The sequence below is a fragment of the Variovorax sp. PBL-E5 genome, assembly GCF_901827185.1.
Classification (GTDB): Bacteria; Pseudomonadota; Gammaproteobacteria; order Burkholderiales; family Burkholderiaceae_C; genus Variovorax.
Map to the genome: position 1 here is coordinate 5,472,852 of NZ_LR594671.1, position 18,322 is coordinate 5,491,173.

Sequence of the window (18,322 nt, forward strand, 5' to 3'; positions counted from 1 at the left end):
GCATGCGGCGCGGCGCCGGAATGAGACAGCGCACGCCGGGCGTTGGGCAACGAGCTTGCTTGACGGCATGATCGGGCGTATGGACCTGCATCTGTCCCATCTGCTCGAGCACTACGGCTACCTCGCCGTCTTCATCGCCGGCCTGTTCGAGGGCGAGACCATGCTGATGCTCGGCGCCTACGCCGTCCACGAAGGCTATCTGTCGCTGTGGCCGCTGGTCGCGTGCGGCGCGGCGGCAGCCTTCCTGATCGACCAGTTCTACTTCCATCTCGGCCGCCGCAAGGGCGCGGAGCTGCTGGTGCGCCGCCCGAAGCTGCGCGCCCACATCGAGCGCGTCAACGGCTTCGTCGCCCGCCATCCGGTGGCGACGATCTTCCTGATGCGCTTCGCCTGGGGCTTTCGCGTCGTGCTGCCGGCCGCGCTCGGCATGGGCCGCATGCGCGCGCCCACCTATGCGGCGCTCACCGCCATCGCGTCGGTGGTCTGGGCCACGGTGGTGAGCCTGTTCGGCGTCACGCTCACGGGCTGGATCCATGCCTCGGTCGGACGCCTGCGTCCGTATGAGCATCAGATCATCCTGGCCGCGCTGGTGATCACGCTGGTGATCGCGCTGTTCCGGCAATGGCGATCGCGGCGCTGAGCACAAGCCCCGGACGAAGCGCACGCATCCGTTACCATCCCCCTCGTCCTCCTGCATGAATACGAACGACAGCGCGTTTCTCACCGACGTCCTCGACCTGCTGCTCGACGTCGTCTGCGTCGTCAACACCGCGGGACGCTTCGTCTTCGTCAGCGGCGCCTGCGAGCGCGTGTTCGGCTACGCGGCCGACGAGATGATCGGCCAGCCGATGATCGACTTCGTGTTCCCCGCCGACCGCCCCCGCACGCTGAACGCGGTCGACGAGATCGTCGCCGGCACACACAAGCCCCATTTCGAGAACCGCTATCTGCGCAAGGACGGGCAGATCGTGCACATCATGTGGTCGGCCCAATGGTCCCCGGTGCGCCAGATGCGGGTCGCCGTCGCGCGCGACGTGACCGAGCGCAAGCGCGCCGAGTCGATGCGGGCGGCGCTGCACGCGGTCTCCGAGGCCGCCTTCGCCGCCAGGGACCTGGTGGCCTTGTTCCAGCGCGTGCACCACATCATCGGCGAGCTGCTGCCGGCCGCGAATTTCTTCGTCGCGCTCTATGACGAAACGACGGCCGAGCTGAGTTTCCCCTACCACGCCGACGACGGCTTCAAGGTGCTGGCGCCGCGCCCGCTGGACTCGGACACGCTCAGCGCCGAGGTGATCCGCACCGGGCGCGCCCTGCTTCGCACCTCCGACGCCGAGGCCGCGCTGCCGGCGCGCGTGCAGCTCGACGTCGGACCGGACTCGCTCGCCTGGCTCGGCGTGCCGCTCAAGACGCAGAAGAAGGGCGTCATCGGCGCGCTGGTCGTGCAGAGCTATTCGCCCGAGGTGCACTACGCCGAGCGCGACGTGGAACTGCTCGAGTTCGTCTGCGCCCAGGTCGCCGCGGCGATCGAGCGCAAGCAGATCGAGGCCTGGCTGCTGCACGCCTCCCAGCACGACGCGCTGACCGGTCTGCCCAACCGGGAGCGGCTGCAGGAGCGGATGCGCGCGGCGCTGGACGGCCCGCGCGGACACGCCGCGCCGTTCGCGCTGCTCTACCTCGACCTCGACATGTTCAAGCAGGTCAACGACCGCCTGGGCCATGCGGCGGGCGACCTGCTGCTGCAGCAGACCGCGCGCCGCCTCGAAGCCTGCATGCGCGGATCCGACACCGTCGGGCGGGTCGGCGGCGACGAGTTCCTGGTGCTGCTCGATTCGCCGGCCGCACCGCAGCAGGCGCTCGAGATGGCCGAGCGCATCCTTGCCGCGCTCGGCCGGCCCTTCGACCTCGGCGGCGAGGTGGTGTCGGTCTCGCCGAGCATCGGCGTCGCGCTGTGGCCCGAGCACGGCGACGATCCGACGCGCCTGATCCGCCATGCCGACGAAGCGATGTACCGCGCCAAGCGGGAAGGCGGCAACGGCTTTCGCCTGGCAGCGAGCGCGCCGGGATCCTGAGGCGGGCGGATGGCCTGCATCAGGCCACGCGCGCCCGCCGCGTTACCGCAGCACGTTCGCGCGGCCGGACATCGCGGCCAGTGCGGCACGCAGCCCGGCCACGGGGCTGGTGAACGGGCGGCGGCCCGCGCCCAGCCGGGCCGCAGGCGCCATGGACGCCTGGGCCAGCGCCACGCTGTCCGCACCCGCGGCATAGGCGGCCGTCGCCGCGTCGGCGATCGATGTGGCGTAGCGCTGCGCGTCGCCCTGCCCGAAGAGCGCCCACGCGCCCGCGACGAGCCGCACGTCCACCCTCGCGCCGGTGCGCTGCGCCGCTTGCTCGAACAGCGCCGTCGTCGGCGCCACGGTCGTCCCGGCCGCGCACAGCACGACGACCTTGCCGCCCGCGTCGACCGCGGCATCGGCCAGCGCCGCATCCGCGCGCAGCATCGGTACGCGCGAACGTGCCATCGCAGCGTCGATCGAAGGCCCCAGTGTGGAGCAGGTGAGCAGCACGGCATCCGCGTCCTCGCCCAGCGAAAGAAGCAGCGCACCGGTGGCCTCGGCGATCGCCGGCGTCAGACCGCCGGCCTTCTCGGCATCGAGCAGGAGTTCGGGCCGCACGACATGGCGAAGCGCGTCCTGTGCCAGGCCGAACTCGGCCGCGGCGGTCTCGAAGATCGCGATGTTGCTGTCGGCGGTGTGAAGGCAGGCGATGCGCATGGTCGTGTCGTTGAGGTCGCCGCAGCATCGCCGCCAAAAAGCTGCGACGCCTATTCGGTGTGCTCGAGAGCCCGCCCCGCGCGGATGACGGTGCGCCGCCGGCCGTGCGGGTCCAGCAGCTCGTGCTCGTCGCTCGCGGCCAGCAGCACGAGGTCGGCGGGGCAGCCCTGCGCGATGCGGCCGTCCCAGGCCAGCCGCATCGCGCGCGCGGGGCTCACGGTGATCGCATCGAGCCAGTCGGCGGCCGGCGCGAGATGCGCCATCTGCACGCCGAGGCCGAAGGTCTCCAGCAGATCGTAGCCGCCATAGGGATAGAAGGCATCCTGCACGTTGTCGGTCGCGAGGCTCGCGCGCACGCCCTGCGCCGCGGCCTCGCGGATGCGGGTGATGCCGCGCGGCACGGGCGTGCGGTCCCACGCGCCCTGCAGGTAGAGGTTGGTGGTCGGCAGCGCGATCAGGTGGATGCCGGCCTCGGCGCACAGGCGCAGCGTGTCGGTGGCCGCCGCGTCGTCCTGCGCGGACAGCGAACAGGCATGGCCGCACACCACGTGGCCGTGCAGTCCGCGTGCGATCACCAGGTGGGCGATGGTGCGCAGCCCCGTGGCCTCGGGGTCGAGCCCTTCGTCGACATGGAAGTCGAGCGCGAGCTGGTGCTCCTGCGCCAGGTCGAACACGCGGCCGAGCTTGTGCACGATGCCCGGGTTGCGGTAGACGAAGGCGCCGAGCACGCCGCCGGCGCGCTGCACCGACTGCGCGATGCGCCGGCCCACCTCGGCATCGGCGAACACGTCGAGCGGCGTGAGCGCGACGAACTGCAGCTCGACGCGGCCATGCCATTGCTCGCGCAACTGCTCGAAGACCGCGAGCGACACCGGCGGTTCGGCGCCCTGCCAGTCGAGGTGGGTGCGCAGCGCGCGCGTGCCGGCGGCCCAGGCTTCGTGCAAAGCGCGCAGCATGCGCGAGCGCAGCGCATCGGCGGTCCAGTGCACGCGATGGGCGGCCATGCGCTCGATGGCCGTGAACAGATGGCCCTCGGCCGCACCGGTCTCCTGCACCGTGAAGTTCTTGTCGATGTGCGCATGGGCATCGACCGTGGCGCTGAGCAATGTGCCGCGCGCCGGATGCGGGCTCGGCACGATGCTGGCGACCTGCGCGCCGGCCAGCGTGACGTCGAACACATTCGCATCGCCCGCCGTGAAGCCGCGCAGGCGCGGCGGGATGCGCACGGCTTCGAGCTTCATGGGCGCGGCGTGCGGGGCAGCGCGCGCATCCATGCCAGGCCGTCGGAGGTGCCGTTCGCGACCGCGCCGCGGCGCGGCCGGTATTCGCAGCCGATCCAGCCGTCCCAGCCGCATTGCGCCGAGACCTCGTCGATGACGTCAAAGAGATAGGGATGGTTCAGCTCGCCGAGATCGGGCTCGTGCCGCTCGGGCACGCCGGCGATCTGGAAGTGCGAGACGCGGCCGGTCGGCAGGTACTTGCGGATCTTCATCGCCACGTCGCCCTCGACGATCTGGCAGTGATAGAGGTCCATCTGCACCTTGAGGTTGGGCGCGCCGACCCGCTCGATGATCTCGTGCGCATGGTCCTGCCGGTTGAGAAAGAAGCGCGGGATGTCGCGCGTGTTGATCGGCTCGATCAGCACCTCGCGCCCTGCCTTGGCCGCTTCGGCCGCGGCCCAGCGCAGGTTCTCGATGTAGACCGGCTGCACTGTCTCGCGCTCGGTGCCCTGCGGAACCAGGCCGGCCATGAAGTGAATGCGCGGGCAGTCGAGCGCCGCGGCATAGTCCAACGCCTTGTGCACGCCCTCGCGGAATTCGGCCTCGCGCCCGGGCAGGCAGGCGAGGCCGCGATCATCGCGCTCCCAATCACCCGGCGGTCCGTTGAAGAGCACTTGCCGCAGGCCATTGGCCGCCAGGCGCGCAGCAAGCTCGCGCGGGTCGTGGGCATAGGGGAACAGGTATTCGACGGCATGGAAGCCATCCCTGGCGGCGGCCTCGAAGCGGTCGAGGAAATCCAGCTCCGCATAGAGCATCGACAGGTTGGCGGCGAAACGGGGCATGACGGCAATCTCTCTCTGACCAGCGAGCGCCGGCAAGACGGCGCAGTTCATCGACTCCGGGCGGGGCCCAGGGGGTCGGCCTGCCTGCCCGACCTCATCCCAGGACTTTAAAGGCTTTCGAGAAGAAGTCGTCGGCGCCGAAGTTTCCGGACTTGAGCGCAACGTGGAGATCCACGCCGCTCGCAGCCTCGGCGCGCGCGTGGCACCACGGCACGCCGGGATCGATCTGGGCGCCGATCTGCAGCTGCGCGATGCCGAGCGACTGCACGCAGGCGCCCGAGGTCTCGCCGCCCGCCACGATGAGCTGGCGCACGCCGCGCTCGACCAGTCCGCGCGCGATGGCGGCGATGGCGTGCTCCACCATCGCGCCGGCTTCTTCCACGCCGAGCCGGGCCTGCACCGTTTTCACCGCGACGGGATCGGCGGTCGAGTAGACCAGCACCGGCCCTCGGTCGAGCCGCGGCGCGGCCCACGCCAGCGCCTGCGCGACGACGTCGACGCCGGCCGCGATCTGCAGCGGATCGACCGCGAACGCCGCACCGCCCGCTGCAATGAAGTGCTGCACCTGCCGGTGGGTGGCGAGCGAGCAGCTGCCCGAGACCACCGCACGCTGCCCAGCCGCCGGCGGCAGCGTGCCCGCGGTGGACGAGGGCGCGAGTCCGAAGTTGGCAGCAAGGCCGATCGCCACGCCCGAGCCGGCCGTGACCAGCGGCATGTCGGCCAGCGCCGGGCCGAGCCGCAGCAGGTCGTCGTTGGAGACCGCATCGACGATCGCGATGCCCACGCCTTCGTTGCGCAAGTGCGCGATGCGCTCGCGCACCGCGGCGGCGCCCTGCGCCACGCTGCGGTGGTCGATCAGACCGACCTTGCGCCGCGTCTGCGCCTGCAGCACGCGCACGAGGTTGGGGTCGGTCATGGGCGTGAGCGGATGGTTCTGCATGCCGCTCTCGTCGAGCAGCACGTCACCGACGAACAGATAGCCCTTGAACACGGTGCGCTGGTTGTCCGGGAAGGCGGGCGCGGCAATGGTGAAGTCGCAGCCGAGCGCATCCATCAGTGCCTCGGCCACCGGGCCGATGTTGCCCCGGGCGGTGCTGTCGAAGGTGGAGCAGTACTTGAAGTAGATCTGCCGCGCGCCCTGTGCGCGAAGCCAGTGCAGCGCGGCCAGCGACTGCGCCACCGCATCGGCCGGCGCGATGGTGCGCGACTTGAGCGCGACCACCACCGCATCGACCTCGGCAGCCGGCGGCGCGGCCGGCACGCCGACGGTCTGCACCACGCGCATGCCGGCGCGCACGAGGTTGTTGGCGAGGTCGGTGGCGCCGGTGAAGTCGTCGGCGATGCAGCCGAGAAGAAGCTTCATGAAGAGGTCGAGGATTCTGTCGAGGACGCAGAGGACGACGGCAACGTGATGCCCGGGAAGATCTTGATCACCGCGCTGTCGTCCTCCTTCGCGAAGCCGGCGCTCGAGGCCTGCATGAACATCTGGTGCGCGGTGGAAGCGAGCGGCAGCGGAAACTTGCTCGCGCGCGCGGTGTCCAGCACGAGGCCGAGGTCCTTGACGAAGATGTCGACCGCCGACAGCGGCCTGTAGTCGCCCGCCAGCACATGGGCCATGCGGTTCTCGAACATCCAGCTGTTGCCCGCGCTGTGCGTGATGACTTCGTAGAGCGCGTGCGCATCGACGCCTTCGCGCAGGCCCAGCGCCATGGCCTCGGCCGCGGCCGCGATGTGCACGCCGGCCAGCAATTGGTTGATGATCTTCACCTTGCTGCCCGCGCCGGCGCGATCGCCCAGGCGATAGACCTTGCCGGCCATCGCATCGAGCACAGCATCGGCCTTGGCATAGGCCTCGGGCCGCGCCGCGCTCATGACGGTCATCTGGCCGCTCGCCGCCTTGGCCGCGCCGCCGGAGATCGGCGCATCGACATAGTGGATGCCGGCGGCGTTCAGGCGTTGCTCGAACGCGATCGATGCCTGCGGATCGACTGTCGAGCACATCACGAACACGCTGCCGGGTTTCATCGCGGCGGCCGCGCCGCCCTCGCCGAACAGCACGGCCTCGGTCTGCGCTGCATTGACCACGACCGAGACGACGACGTCGCAGTGGGCGGCCACCTGCGCCGGCGTGGCCCAGGCGACACCGCCCTGTTCGGCGAAGACGACGGCCGCGCCGGGGCGCGCGTCGCACACGTGCACCTCGTAGTCTTTGCCGCGCAAGGTCGAAGCGATGCCTGCGCCCATGGCACCAAGGCCGATGAGTCCTGCTCTTGCCATCTGGATTTCCTCGAGGAAGGGACGGGCATCATAGAAAAGCACCGTCCCGCCCGGCAAGAGGAGTTGCCCGCGGAGGGCGCGGCGCGCGCTCAGCCGGCCGCGAGCGCGTGGCGTGCCGCGTGCGCGATGCTCTGTGCATCGACGCCGAAGAAGCTGCGCAGCGCCGCGCGCGTGTCGCTGCGCCCGAACCCATCGGTGCCGAGCGTGAGGTAGCGCCGGCCTGCGGGCAGGAAGGCGCGCACGCTCTCGGGCACGGCGCGCACGTAGTCGGTCGCGGCGATGACCGGGCCGCTGGCCTGGCCCAGCTGCTGCGCGATGAAGGGCGTGCCCGCTGCGGCCTCGCCGCCCAAGGCGCGTTCCTCGCAGGCGCGGCCGTCGCGTGCGAGCTCGCTCCAGCTGGTGACGCTGAACACCTCGCAGGCGATGCCCTCCGCGGCCAGCGCCTCGGCGGCCTTGATGACCTCGGTGAGGATCGCGCCCGACCCGAGCAGCGTGACCCGGGGCGTCGCGCTGTCCGCCGGATAGCGGCCGAAGCGATGGCAGCCGCGCAGCACGTCGGCATGCGCCTCGGCCGGCAGGCTGGGCTGCGCGTAGTTCTCGTTCATCAGCGTGACGTAATAGAACACGTCCTTCTGCTCGACCATCATCTCGCGGATGCCGGCATCGACGATGACGGCCATCTCGCCGGCGAAGGCCGGGTCGTAGGCCTTGCAGTTCGGAATGGTCGCGGCCATGAGGTGGCTGGTGCCGTCCTGGTGCTGCAGCCCTTCGCCGCCGAGCGTGGTGCGGCCCGAGGTCGCGCCGAGCAGGAAGCCGCGCGCGCGCTGGTCGGCCGCGGCCCAGATCTGGTCACCCACGCGCTGGAAGCCGAACATCGAGTAGTAGATGTAGAAGGGCAGCATCGCGAGGCCGTGCACGCTGTAGCTGGTGGCCGCCGCGGTCCAGCTCGCGATGGCGCCGGCCTCGCTGATGCCTTCCTCGAGGATCTGGCCGTCGGTCGCTTCGCGGTAGCTCAGGATCGAGTCGATGTCTTCGGGCGCATAGCGCTGGCCCACGCTCGAGTAGATGCCGACCTGCTTGAACAGGTTGGCCATGCCGAAGGTGCGCGCCTCGTCGGCCACGATGGGCACCACGCGCGGGCCGAGCGCCTTGTCCTTGAGCAGCGCGCCGAGCATGCGCACGAAGGCCATGGTGGTGCTCATGTCCTTGCCCGCGGCCTCGATCGCGAACTTCGCATAGGCCGCGAGTTCGGGCTTGGGCACGATCTCGCACGCGGTCTCGCGCCGCGGCATCGAGCCGCCGAGCGCCGCGCGGTGCGCCTTCAGGTAGCGCATCTCGACGCTGTCCTCGGCCGGCTTGTAGAAAGACAGCGAGGTCGCCTGTTCGTCGGTCAGCGGCAGGTCGAAGCGGTTGCGGAATCCGATCAGGTCGGCGCTCTCGAACTTCTTGTGCGAATGGGTGGTCATGCGGCCCTGGCCGGCACCCATGCCGTAGCCCTTCTTGGTGTGGGCCAGGATGACGGTCGGCTGGCCGCGGTGCGCGGCGGCCGCGGCGTAGGCGGCGTGGATCTTCACGAGGTCGTGGCCGCCGCGCTTGAGACGGTCGATCTGCTCGTCGGTCATGCCTTGCGCGAGGCGCGCGAGTTCCTCGTTCTGGCCGAAGAAGGTGTCGCGGTTGTAGCGGCCGTCCTTGGCGGCGAAGGTCTGCATCTGGCCGTCGACGGTGTCGGCGAAGGCGCGCGCCAGGGCACCCTGCGCATCGCGCGCGAACAGGCCGTCCCAGTCGCTGCCCCACACGAGCTTGATCACGTTCCATCCCGCGCCCGCGAAGAGCTTCTCGAGCTCGTCGATGATGCGGCCGTTGCCGCGCACCGGGCCGTCGAGGCGCTGCAGGTTGCAGTTGACGACCCACACGAGGTTGTCGAGCCTCTCGCGCGCGGCGAGCGTCAAGGCGCTCATCGATTCGGGCTCGTCCATCTCGCCGTCGCCGAACACGCCCCACACTTTTCGGCCTTCGCCATCGAGCAGTTGCCGGTGCGTGAGGTAGCGCATGAAGCGCGCGTGGTAGATCGAGCTGATCGGACCGATGCCCATCGAGCCGGTCGGGAACTGCCAGAAGTCGGGCATCAGGTAGGGATGCGGATAGCTGGAGAGGCCGCGCGCGCCCTCGCCCTGCGTGAAGGCGGGCGCGCTGAGTTCCTGGCGGTAGTGCAGCAGATCGTCCTCGCTGAGCCGCCCTTCGAGGAAGGCGCGCGCATACACGCCCGGCGCGCTGTGCGGCTGGAAGAACACGAGGTCGCCGCGGTGACTCTCGCTTCGTGCGTGAAAGAAGTGATTGAAGCCGGCCTCGAAGAGGTCCGCCGCGCTGGCGTAGCTGGCGATGTGGCCGCCCAGCTCGCCGTACGAATGGTTGGCACGCACCACCATCGCAAGCGCATTCCAGCGCATCAGCGAAGCCAGGCGCTCCTCGATCGCGAGGTCGCCCGGGAAGGCAGGCTGCGCCTCGACCGCGATGGTGTTGACATAGGGCGTGGACAGCTCGGGCTGCCAGCCGATGCGCCGGGCGCGGGCCAGCTGCGCGAGCTCGTCGAGCATCCGGCGCGCGCGCTGCGGGCCTTGCGCCTCGGCCAGCGCGACGAAAGCATCGCGCCACTCGGCGGTTTCTTGCGGATCGGAGTCGTGCGGTGGCATCTCGAGCAGGGCGCGCAGTTGGTCGGAGGAGATCGGGGCGTTCATTCCCGCAATTTAAGCCGCGGCCGATGGAATGAGCTGCTGTTCACCCGGCATCATGCACCTTTGCGCAGCATAAAATTCCGCAGAGTGAAGGTACCCAAGCATCCCATGCAGCTCGACGCGATCGACATCCGCATTCTGGATGAACTGCAGCGCGACGGCGCGCTCTCCAACGTCGCGCTCGCGCGCCGCGTCCACCTCTCGCCCTCGCCGTGTCTGGCGCGCGTGAAGGCGCTCGAGACCGCGGGCGTGATCCAGCGCTACGTGGCGCTCGCGAGCGCGGCCGCGCTCGGGCTCGGGCTCAACGTGTTCATCTCGATCAGCCTGAAGACCCAGAGCAAGCAGTCGCTGGCCGAGTTCGAGCAGCGCATCGCGGAGCACGACGAGGTGATGGAGTGCTACCTCATGACCGGCGACAGCGACTACCTGATCCGCGTCGCCGTCGCCGACATCGCGGCGCTTGAGAAATTCATCCTCGAGCAGCTCACCCCGATTGCCGGCATCGAGAAGATCCGCTCCAGCTTCGCGCTCAAGCAGGTGCGCTACAAGACCGCGCTGCCCTTGCCGGCCACGCCATCCTGAAGCCGCAGGTCAGGCCTTCTTCGACAGGCGCGGCTGCATCGGATCGGCCGTGAGGTAGCCGACCGCGGCGCCGAAGCGGTCCTTGTAGTTCGCGCGCACCAGCGGATCGAGCGTGGGCTGCACCTTCGCGTGGAGGGCGCTCCAGTCGCCCGCGTGCTGGAAGTTGCTCATGATGTAGGTCCAGCCGTTGAGCTCGTCGACCGCATGCAGGCCGGTCGACTCGCCGCCGGCGGGGACCGACAGCAGGCGCGAGAGCTTCTTCGTGTCGATGTTGTAGGCCCAGAGGAAGTTGTTGATGTGGCTGCCGCTGTCCTCGCCGATGAACAGCGTGCGCATCTTCTCGGAGAACTTGAGGTTGTCCGGGTTGCCGATCCTGTCGGGGTTGGAGGTGTTGCCGAGCGCGTCGGCCGTGATGTCCTCGCCGACGATCAGCGCGCGCGTCTGCGTCGGGACCCAGTCGCTGTCGATCGCCGCGCCATCGCTGTCCTTCTGGCCGCCGGCCAGGTCGTGCGCCATCACGCCGCCCGCCGAAAGCTTCTTGGCCAGCGCCACGTTGGTATCGACCGTCCAGCCCTTGCCGTTCTTGACCATCGAGTCCTGGATGTTCTGCAGCGCCGAGTAGGCGACCTTGTCCTTGATGTTGACCGTCGTGCCCCCCATCTTGGTGAAGGCCATGCTGGCGCCTTTCAGGTTGGCGTAGCGGTGCGTCTCCAGGAAGGCGGCGGCCTTCTCCATGCCGGGCTTGAGCTTGATCCAGTTGGCCTTGCCGTCCATGAAGACCAGCGTGTAGCTGCCGTCGACCGGCGTGACCGGGGCCAGCGGAATGACGTCGTTCTTGCTGGCATCCTGCACCGCGAACACCGAGTCCACGATGTCGGCGGCCGTGAGCGAGTCGGCCAGGGCCTCGACTTCGGCGCTGGTGGCGTGGCCGAGCTTGATCCACGAGAGCTTGGTGGCCGCGGCCGCCGGGTCGATCGAGTAGCCGGCGTCGTAGCGCGCGACGTACAGCGTGCCGGCCGACAGGTCCATCGCCTTGTCGGCGACGAACATGAAGAAGCCGCCGTTGGTGAAGTCGTCGCCCATGATCGTGGTGCGCATGTCCGGCATGACCTGGATCAGCTCGTGCGAGATGCGGCCGAGGCAATAGTGCTTCTTGACGCTGCCGGTGCCATCGGGGTTCACGGTGACCTCGGGCAGATGGCCGTAGTGGTAGGGGTTGGCCTTCGTCGGGTCGCCGAACACGTTCGTGCTGTAGGCCTTGAACTGGGCGTTGGCGGCGATGGTGGTCGCGTCGGGCTCGTACTCTTCGCTCGACAGGTGCGTGCCCCACGGCGACAGGCTGGCGCCGCAGGTGATCCACAGGCCGTGTGCGCCCGACATGTCGACGTTGTGGTACTTCACGAGGCTGAGCTTGCCGGTGGCCGGGTCCTGGTCGAGCGTGAGCACGGCGATCGGCGAGGGCAGCACGCCGTAGGTGCTGGCGCCGCTCTGGTCGCGCGTCGTGTATTCGAACTGGACCACCGCGAACACGGTGTTGCCCTTGACGCCCGGGACCTTGGCGTCGGGCAGCACGAGCAGCGAGGTGCCGTCCGGCGCATCGGAAAAGAACTGCCGCTCCTTGCCCGCCACCGAGCGGTCGATGATCGGCTGGTTCTGGATGTCGTAGTAGCCGCCGCTCAGGATCGTGCCGCCCTTGCCGTCGGCACGGCATCGCCGGTGATGAAGAAGGGCTGGTAGGCGAGCCTGAATTCCTGCGCGCTGCCGTCGTCGAAGGCGATCTTCAGCGTCGACCCCACGGTCGTGGTGGCTATCGCCTCGGGCTTGCTCAGCGACGGCGCCGCCATGCCGGTGAATTCGGCCGAGACGTAGCCGGGAGCCGGCGCGGGCGCCGGAACAGGTGCCGGCGCAATGGGCGGAAAGCCGGCGCTGCCGCCGCCACCACCGCCACAGGCGGTCAGGAAGGCGATGCCGCCCAGCGGGAGCATGGGTGCGGCGCTCAGGAGCTTCAGCGCCTGGCGGCGGGAGGCGTGGGGGGCTTTGGAATCGGGCATGGGGATTTTCAGGTCGGGGAAGGAAGAGAGGGTTTCGACCAAAAGTCAGCTTCTGGTCAGGAAGCCAAACTTAGAGGCCCTCCGTGACGCCGGCGTGGAATGTCGATGACAGCGGCGTGACTTCGCGCTCTCGATGCCCGACCCGAACGGACCGGGCCTAAAAAGGCACGACCATCTGGGCGGCCGAGAACGCCAAGGCGCCCCGCCTGCGGGCGCTGCCTAGCGCGCGCCCGGGTCGAGAAACAGCAGGAAGGAAAGAAAAGAAGGCGCGGCTACTTCGGCCACAGGGCCCAGAGACGCAAGGGCTGGTTCATCCGCGCCGCGAGCCGCCCGGCCTCGGCACCGGTGCCGGCAAAGTAGTCGGCCCGTACCGCACCGACGATCGCGGTGCCCGTGTCCTGCGCCACCACCAGCTTCGCCAAGGGCACGGCCGGCCCGGGCGAGGCGAGCCAGACCGGCGTGCCGTAGGGAATGCTGTCGCGGTCGACCGCGATCGAGCGGCCCGGCGTGAGCGGCACGCCCTGTGCGCCCACCGGCCCGGACGACGCATCGACCTCGTTCAGCGCCTCCTCGCGAAAGAACACATAGCGCGGATTGCTCCACAGCAGCTGCGACAGGCGCTGCGGGTTCTGCGCGACCCATTGCTTGGTGTCGTCGGGCCACAGGCTGACCTTGCCCGCGCCCTGGCTCGTGAGCCACTGCTGCACGCTGCGGTAGGGCTGCTCGTTGGTGGCGGCGAAAGCCACGCGCACCGTGTGCTGCGAGCCATCGACCTCGGTGATGCGCAGCCGCCCCGAGCCCTGGATGTGCAGCATCAGCACATCGATGGGATCGGCCAGCCACGCGATTTCGCGACCGCGCAGCGCTGCCTGCGCCTCGGGCAGCGTGTCGATCTCCTGCCGCGTGTACCAGGGCCGGCGCGCGACCAGGCCGGCCGGCGCCTGGTAGAGCGGCACGTTGTACTTGGCAGTCTGGCGCCGCGAAGCCTCGAACAGCGGCTCGTAGTAGCTGGTGAGCTTGCCTTCGCTCTGGCCGCCGAGCGATTCGATGCGGTAGGGCTGCAGCTTCTGCATCATCCAGTCGCGCTGCTCGTCGGCGCCGGCCAGCGCGAGCTGCCGCACGTCGCGGCACAGCGGCGCGAAGGCGGCGTTCGGACGTCCGCAGTTGGCGACCATCGCGACCCAGCCTTCGTACAGCGCGTCATCGTTGAAGCCGGGCAGCTCGGACCAGGGAACCGGCACCCAGCGGCTCTTGGGATGTGCGAGCGAGCCGGTGAGCGGCCCCAGTTCGCGCGGCGGGCTGACGCCGGGTGCCGGCTCCGGAAAGGGCGCGGGCGGCCGCGTGCTGAAGGAACAGCCGGCCAGCATTGCTACGATCGCGAGCCCAACCAGCCACTGGAGTCCATTTTTCATGGGTCTGATTTTGCTTGAGGCGCTTGCAGCCGGCGTCGTGTTCATTCTCATCGTGTGGTGGACCATGTTCTCGGGCCGCAAGCGCGGTGAACTGCACGACGACGATGACGACGCACCACCATCACCACCGCCGCGCGACTGAGCGCGATCCACATGGCGTTACATGCGGAAACCACCGTCCGCCGCGATCGCTGCCAATTCACTCGCAATAATCATTGCGACCCAGAATCCAAACCATCGAAAGGGACCGAGATGAAAAAATTCGTACTCGCCACGACCGCCGCGGCACTCGTGCTGTCGGGCTGCGCCGGCATGAGCGACACGCAGCGCAACACCGGCATCGGCGCCGGCGCCGGTGCGCTCGCGGGCGCAGCCATCGGATCCGCGACCGGCGGCAATCGCGGCGCGATCGGCACCGGCGCGGTGGTGGGCGCGCTGGCCGGCGCGGCCGGCGGCTACCTGTGGTCGCAGCGCATGGAAGCGCAGAAGCGCCAGATGGAAGCGGCCACGCAGGGCACCGGCGTGACGGTGACGCAGACCGCCAACAACGAGCTCAAGCTGGCGATCCCGAGCGATGTCTCGTTCGACGTCGGCCGCGCCGCGATCAAGCCCAACTTCGCGCCGGTGCTCGACCAGTTCGCGAGCGGCCTGCGCGGCAATCCGAACGCCGAGGTGCGCATCATCGGCCACACCGACAGCACCGGCACCGACGCGATCAACAACCCGCTGTCGGTCGAGCGCGCTGCCAGCACGCGCGACTACCTGGTTGCACGCGGCGTGCCGGCCACCACGTTCCGCATCGAGGGTCGCGGCTCGCGCGAGCCGATCGCCGACAACGGCACCGATGCCGGCCGCGCCCAGAACCGCCGCGTCGAGATCTACGTCGGCGAACGCCCTCAGGGCTGAAGGCCGCGGAGTACGTTCGCGAGTTCCACCGCCGACTTGACTTCCATCTTCTCGAACACGCGCGCGCGGTGGACTTCCACCGTGCGCACGCTGATCGAGAGCTGATCGGCGATCAGCTTGTTGGGCAGGCCCTCGACCACCAGCCGCATCACGTCGCGCTCGCGGTCGGTCAGCTCTTCGACGCGGTGCATCAGCCGGCGCCGGGCGCGTTGCGCCTCGACGGCGCGCAGCGAGGTGCCGAGCGCACCTTCGATGCGATCGACCAATGCGTTGTCCGAGAACGGCTTCTCGCAGAAATCGAAGGCGCCGCGCTTGACCGCATCGACGGCGGTCGGCACGTCGGCATGCCCCGTCAGGAAGATCACCGGCATGATGTCCAGCAGCCCGCGCTCCGCGAGCCGGTCGAACAGCACGAGCCCGCTGGTCCCCGGCATGCGCACGTCCAGCAGCAGGCAGTGCGGCTGATCGGACAGCGGCTCGCCGGCCAGGCGCGCTTCGAATTCCTCCGCGCTCGCGAAATGCTCGCTGGACAGCCGGCGCGAGCGCAGCAGCCAGGCCAGCGCCTCGCGCACGCTGGCGTCGTCGTCGACGATGAAGATCAGGGCATCGATCAGAGGTTGCATGAAGTGATGTACGTGGATTCGGCCGGGTGCGCGCTCATGCTATCGGCAAGGTAAAGCGAAAAACGGTGCCGCGCGGGCGATTCGGCTCGAACATCAGCGCGCCGCCGTGCTGCTCGACCACGGTGCGGCACAGGCTCAAGCCCAGGCCCATGCCATCGGAGCGCGTGGTGAAGAACGGGGTGAAAAGGCGCGCCGCCACCTCGTCGCTGATGCCGCTGCCGAGATCGGCCACCGAGAACTCGAGCCAGCGGCGCGCATCGGGTGCCGCGGCCGCGGTGCCGATGGCGCGCGCGCGCGCCACGCGCAGCCGCAGCACGCGGTCGACGAGTTCGGGCATGTCCATCGCCTGCATCGCGTTGCGCGCCAGGTTCAGCAGCACCTGCTCGACCAGCGTGCGGTCGCACACCACCCGCGGCAACCCATCGTCGAGCACGACCTCGATGGCGACCCCCAGCTTGCGCGCCTGCAGGCCGACCAGCGGCAGCACCGCATCGAGCAGCACCTGCGGCGCGACCGCCTCACGCGTGCGGTCGCGCCGGCGCACGAAGTCGTGCACGCTGCGGATCACCTGGCCGGCACGGTCGGCCTGCTCGGCGATGCGGCGCACCGCCATCGCCACCTCGTCGTGGCCGCTGCCTTCCAGCAGGTTGAGCGAGCCGCTCGCATAGCTGGCGATGGCGGCCAGCGGCTGCGTGAGTTCGTGGCTCAGCAGCGAGGCCATCTCGCCGACGGTGGCCAGGCGCGCGCTGGCCTGTAGCCGCTCCTGGCTGGCGCGCGAGAGCTCCTCGATGCGGCGCTGTTCGCTGATGTCGATGAAGGCGCTCATCCAGCCGGTCTGCGCGCGCTGCGCGTTGCGCAGTGGTGCCTCGAAGATCAGCACCGGGAAACGGCTGCCGTCCTTGCGCATGAAGACCGATTCGAAGCCTTCGCGCGGCGGCACGCCGCCGGCCAGCCGCATCGCCTGGCGCTGCTGGTATTCGTGCGCCAGCTCGGTGGGCCAGTAGGGTGCCTCGCCGCCGCTTCGCATCAGTTCGTCGACGCTGAAGCCGACCATCTCGCAGAAGGCCGGATTGACGTAGGTGATGCGCCCCATCAGGTCGCGCGCGCGCAGGCCGGTGATGACCGAGTCTTCCATCGCTTTGCGGAACGCGAGCGCATCGGCCAGGTGGCCTTCGGCGCGCAGGCGCATGCGCGTGTCGCGTGCGAGCAGCACCAACACCGACACCAGCGCGATCGAGATGGCCGTCACCAGCGCGGTCAGCAGGTTCGGGAACAGATCGGGCGCGGCGCGCCAGCCGTCGACGCGCAGCATCAGGGTGGCGCCGGGCAGGTCGACCAGCTGCTGCGAGGTGAACACGCGCGTGCCGACGCGACGCGGCACGCCGATGGCCACCAGCCGGGTGCCGTCGGCCTCGGTGAACGCGACTTCCTGCCCGCGGCTGAGCGTCGGCGCGACCAGTTCGACCAGCAGGTCGCGCAGCGAGTAGGTGGCCACCAGGTAGCCGCCGGCGTCGATCGGCAGGCACAGCTCCATCACCTCGAGGCCATTGCCCTGCGCGAGCGAGACGTAGTGGCTCGGCGAATAGGCCAGCGAACCGAGCTTGCGTGCGGCGGTGCAGGCGAGTGCGATGTCGGACTGGTCCGCCCCGCGGCTCGGCGGGTCGAACATGCTGCGGCGATAGGGCGTGTCGGCCGCGCCGACCGGCGCCAGCGCCGCATCGCGCCACTCGATGCGCAGCCATTCGCGATGCTCGCGCAGCAGGGCCGCCGCCTGGTCCAGCCAATGCTCGCGGCTGGGTGCGCCGGCCTGGGTGGCGCGCAGGTTCTGCGCATTGCGCTGCAGTCCGCTGCGCAGGTCCGCCACCGCGTCGGCCGTGTCGCGGTCGAGCGTCGCCTGGACCTGGCTGACTTCATGGCGGCCGGCCAGCCACACGACGGTGACCAGCAGCGCGAACACGAGCACGGCCAGCAGCGCCCACAGGAACCATCGCTGCCACAGCGACCGCAGGCCCGAGAAGGCGAGGCCGAGCGTGCGGGCGGCGGCGGGCAGCGCGAGCGAGGACACGGCGTCAGAGCACCCGGTGCGAGAGCACAGGCAGTTGCACGCGCGCGCTGTCCACGCGCCCGGCGTCGATATCGAACAGGACCACGCCCTCGCCGCTGGCCTGCTGAGCCGTCACCATGCCCCACGGATCGACCACCATCGACTGGCCCCAGGTCCGGCGGCCGTTCTCGTGCGTCCCGCCCTGCGCGGGCGCGACCACCCAGGCGAGGTTCTCGATCGCGCGGGCGCGCAGCAGCACCTCCCAGTGCGCGGCGCCGGTGGTGTGGGTGAACGCGCTGGGCACCAGCAGCAGATCGGCCCCCTGGCGCGCGAGCTCGCGGTAGAGCTCCGGAAAACGCAGGTCGTAGCACACGCTCAGGCCCACCCGCCAGCCGTGGCCGTCGCGCGAAGGCAGCTCGAAGGTCACGGGCTGGGTGCCGGGCGCGATCACGCGGCGCTCGTCGTAGCGCTCGCGGCCGTTGTCGAAGAAGAACAGATGGATCTTGTCGTAGCGCGCCACGCAGCTGCCGTCCGGCGCATAGGCCAGCGAGCTGTTGAAGACATGGTTGCGGTCGCTGGATTCCAGCGGCAGCGTGCCGCCGACGATCCACAGGCCGAACTCGCGCGCGGCATCCGCCAGGAAGCCCTGCACGGTGCCGGCGCCGGCGGTCTCGCGCAGGTCGAGCTTGTCGGTGTCGCGCGCACCCATCATGCAGAAATACTCGGGCAGCACGGCGAGTTCGGCGCCGGCGGCAGCGGCCTCGCCGAGCAGGCCGTGCGCACGGGCCAGGTTGGCCTCGCGGGCGATGGCGGACACCATCTGAATCGCTGCGACTTTCATGGCTCGTGTCTCCGTTCGTGG

The 18,322-nt window shown here is 69.7% G+C and carries 15 protein-coding genes and 1 pseudogene; 5 read left to right on the forward strand and 11 right to left on the reverse strand.

The window, feature by feature from the left end; all coding sequences use genetic code 11:
* Positions 1-79: 79 nt before the first annotated feature.
* Together WDLP6_RS26585 and WDLP6_RS26590 are read left to right on the forward strand one after the other, a co-directional pair.
* Complete coding sequence (locus tag WDLP6_RS26585) at positions 80-640, forward strand: DedA family protein (protein WP_162594791.1); 561 nt, start codon at positions 80-82, stop codon at positions 638-640.
* A 55-nt stretch (positions 641-695) separates the two neighbouring features.
* Positions 696-2,069 (forward strand): diguanylate cyclase domain-containing protein, encoded by a 1,374-nt coding sequence (locus WDLP6_RS26590; protein WP_162594792.1) that lies wholly within the window; start codon positions 696-698, stop codon positions 2,067-2,069.
* Positions 2,070-2,111: 42 nt separating this feature from the next.
* Here WDLP6_RS26590 and WDLP6_RS26595 read toward each other — a convergent pair whose 3' ends face one another.
* The 6 genes from WDLP6_RS26595 to mdeB form a co-directional block, all read right to left on the reverse strand.
* Positions 2,112-2,771, reverse strand: coding sequence for an aspartate/glutamate racemase family protein (locus WDLP6_RS26595; RefSeq protein WP_162594793.1), 660 nt, complete (start codon positions 2,769-2,771; stop codon positions 2,112-2,114).
* A 50-nt stretch (positions 2,772-2,821) separates the two neighbouring features.
* The gene (locus tag WDLP6_RS26600; RefSeq protein WP_162594794.1) at positions 2,822-4,012 is read right to left on the reverse strand and encodes an amidohydrolase family protein; all 1,191 of its coding nucleotides are present in this window, start codon (positions 4,010-4,012) and stop codon (positions 2,822-2,824) included.
* A complete protein-coding gene (gene otnI, locus WDLP6_RS26605; RefSeq protein WP_162594795.1) occupies positions 4,009-4,833 on the reverse strand; it encodes a 2-oxo-tetronate isomerase in 825 nt (274 codons plus the stop codon). Before otnI ends, WDLP6_RS26600 begins: the two co-directional genes overlap by 4 nt.
* Before the next feature lie 94 nt (positions 4,834-4,927).
* Positions 4,928-6,196: a 3-oxo-tetronate kinase gene (gene otnK / locus WDLP6_RS26610; RefSeq protein WP_162594796.1), complete on the reverse strand. Its 1,269-nt coding sequence runs from the start codon at positions 6,194-6,196 to the stop codon at positions 4,928-4,930.
* A complete protein-coding gene (gene ltnD / locus WDLP6_RS26615) occupies positions 6,193-7,152 on the reverse strand; it encodes an L-threonate dehydrogenase (RefSeq protein WP_332105596.1) in 960 nt (319 codons plus the stop codon). Before ltnD ends, otnK begins: the two co-directional genes overlap by 4 nt.
* Positions 7,153-7,199: 47 nt before the next feature.
* Entirely contained in the window at positions 7,200-9,845 is a 2,646-nt protein-coding gene (gene mdeB / locus WDLP6_RS26620) for an alpha-ketoglutarate dehydrogenase (protein WP_162594798.1), read from the reverse strand.
* A 105-nt stretch (positions 9,846-9,950) separates the two neighbouring features.
* On the opposite strand from mdeB, the gene WDLP6_RS26625 reads away from it, so the two are divergent.
* A complete protein-coding gene (locus tag WDLP6_RS26625; RefSeq protein WP_162595267.1) occupies positions 9,951-10,424 on the forward strand; it encodes an Lrp/AsnC family transcriptional regulator in 474 nt (157 codons plus the stop codon).
* A gap of 9 nt (positions 10,425-10,433) precedes the next feature.
* On the opposite strand, the pseudogene WDLP6_RS26630 reads toward WDLP6_RS26625, so the two are convergent.
* Both WDLP6_RS26630 and mltA read right to left on the reverse strand, forming a co-directional pair.
* A pseudogene (locus WDLP6_RS26630) lies at positions 10,434-12,475 on the reverse strand (PhoX family protein).
* Between the two features lie 272 nt (positions 12,476-12,747).
* On the reverse strand, positions 12,748-13,887 hold the full coding sequence (gene mltA / locus WDLP6_RS26635; protein ID WP_162594799.1) for a murein transglycosylase A: 1,140 nt from the start codon (positions 13,885-13,887) through the stop codon (positions 12,748-12,750).
* On the opposite strand from mltA, the gene WDLP6_RS26640 reads away from it, so the two are divergent.
* Together WDLP6_RS26640 and WDLP6_RS26645 are read left to right on the forward strand one after the other, a co-directional pair.
* Positions 13,886-14,029: a hypothetical protein gene (locus WDLP6_RS26640; RefSeq protein WP_174259907.1), complete on the forward strand. Its 144-nt coding sequence runs from the start codon at positions 13,886-13,888 to the stop codon at positions 14,027-14,029. The genes mltA and WDLP6_RS26640 overlap by 2 nt on opposite strands.
* 110 nt (positions 14,030-14,139) lie before the next feature.
* Positions 14,140-14,793, forward strand: a complete 654-nt coding sequence (locus WDLP6_RS26645) for an OmpA family protein (protein ID WP_162594800.1) — start codon at positions 14,140-14,142, stop codon at positions 14,791-14,793.
* On the opposite strand, the gene WDLP6_RS26650 is transcribed toward WDLP6_RS26645, so the two are convergent.
* From WDLP6_RS26650 to WDLP6_RS26660, 3 genes are read right to left on the reverse strand one after another with little or no spacing between them, the layout of a single operon-like run.
* Complete coding sequence (locus WDLP6_RS26650) at positions 14,784-15,416, reverse strand: response regulator transcription factor (RefSeq protein WP_162594801.1); 633 nt, start codon at positions 15,414-15,416, stop codon at positions 14,784-14,786. The genes WDLP6_RS26645 and WDLP6_RS26650 overlap by 10 nt on opposite strands.
* Positions 15,417-15,450: 34 nt before the next feature.
* Entirely contained in the window at positions 15,451-17,481 is a 2,031-nt protein-coding gene (locus WDLP6_RS26655) for a sensor histidine kinase (protein WP_162594802.1), read from the reverse strand.
* A gap of 4 nt (positions 17,482-17,485) precedes the next feature.
* Positions 17,486-18,301: a carbon-nitrogen hydrolase family protein gene (locus tag WDLP6_RS26660; protein WP_162594803.1), complete on the reverse strand. Its 816-nt coding sequence runs from the start codon at positions 18,299-18,301 to the stop codon at positions 17,486-17,488.
* Positions 18,302-18,322 lie beyond the last annotated feature (21 nt).

Coding starts and splice junctions, on each gene's coding strand:
- WDLP6_RS26590 (WP_162594792.1), top strand. CDS start 696: ATGAATACGAACGACAGCGCGTTTCTCACCGACGTCCTCGACCTGCTG.
- WDLP6_RS26585 (WP_162594791.1), top strand. CDS start 80: ATGGACCTGCATCTGTCCCATCTGCTCGAGCACTACGGCTACCTCGCC.
- WDLP6_RS26625 (WP_162595267.1), top strand. CDS start 9,951: ATGCAGCTCGACGCGATCGACATCCGCATTCTGGATGAACTGCAGCGC.
- WDLP6_RS26645 (WP_162594800.1), top strand. CDS start 14,140: ATGAAAAAATTCGTACTCGCCACGACCGCCGCGGCACTCGTGCTGTCG.
- otnK (WP_162594796.1), bottom strand. CDS start 6,196: ATGAAGCTTCTTCTCGGCTGCATCGCCGACGACTTCACCGGCGCCACC.
- WDLP6_RS26595 (WP_162594793.1), bottom strand. CDS start 2,771: ATGCGCATCGCCTGCCTTCACACCGCCGACAGCAACATCGCGATCTTC.
- WDLP6_RS26650 (WP_162594801.1), bottom strand. CDS start 15,416: ATGCAACCTCTGATCGATGCCCTGATCTTCATCGTCGACGACGACGCC.
- WDLP6_RS26640 (WP_174259907.1), top strand. CDS start 13,886: ATGGGTCTGATTTTGCTTGAGGCGCTTGCAGCCGGCGTCGTGTTCATT.
- otnI (WP_162594795.1), bottom strand. CDS start 4,833: ATGCCCCGTTTCGCCGCCAACCTGTCGATGCTCTATGCGGAGCTGGAT.
- mdeB (WP_162594798.1), bottom strand. CDS start 9,845: ATGAACGCCCCGATCTCCTCCGACCAACTGCGCGCCCTGCTCGAGATG.
- mltA (WP_162594799.1), bottom strand. CDS start 13,887: ATGAAAAATGGACTCCAGTGGCTGGTTGGGCTCGCGATCGTAGCAATG.
- WDLP6_RS26660 (WP_162594803.1), bottom strand. CDS start 18,301: ATGAAAGTCGCAGCGATTCAGATGGTGTCCGCCATCGCCCGCGAGGCC.
- WDLP6_RS26600 (WP_162594794.1), bottom strand. CDS start 4,012: ATGAAGCTCGAAGCCGTGCGCATCCCGCCGCGCCTGCGCGGCTTCACG.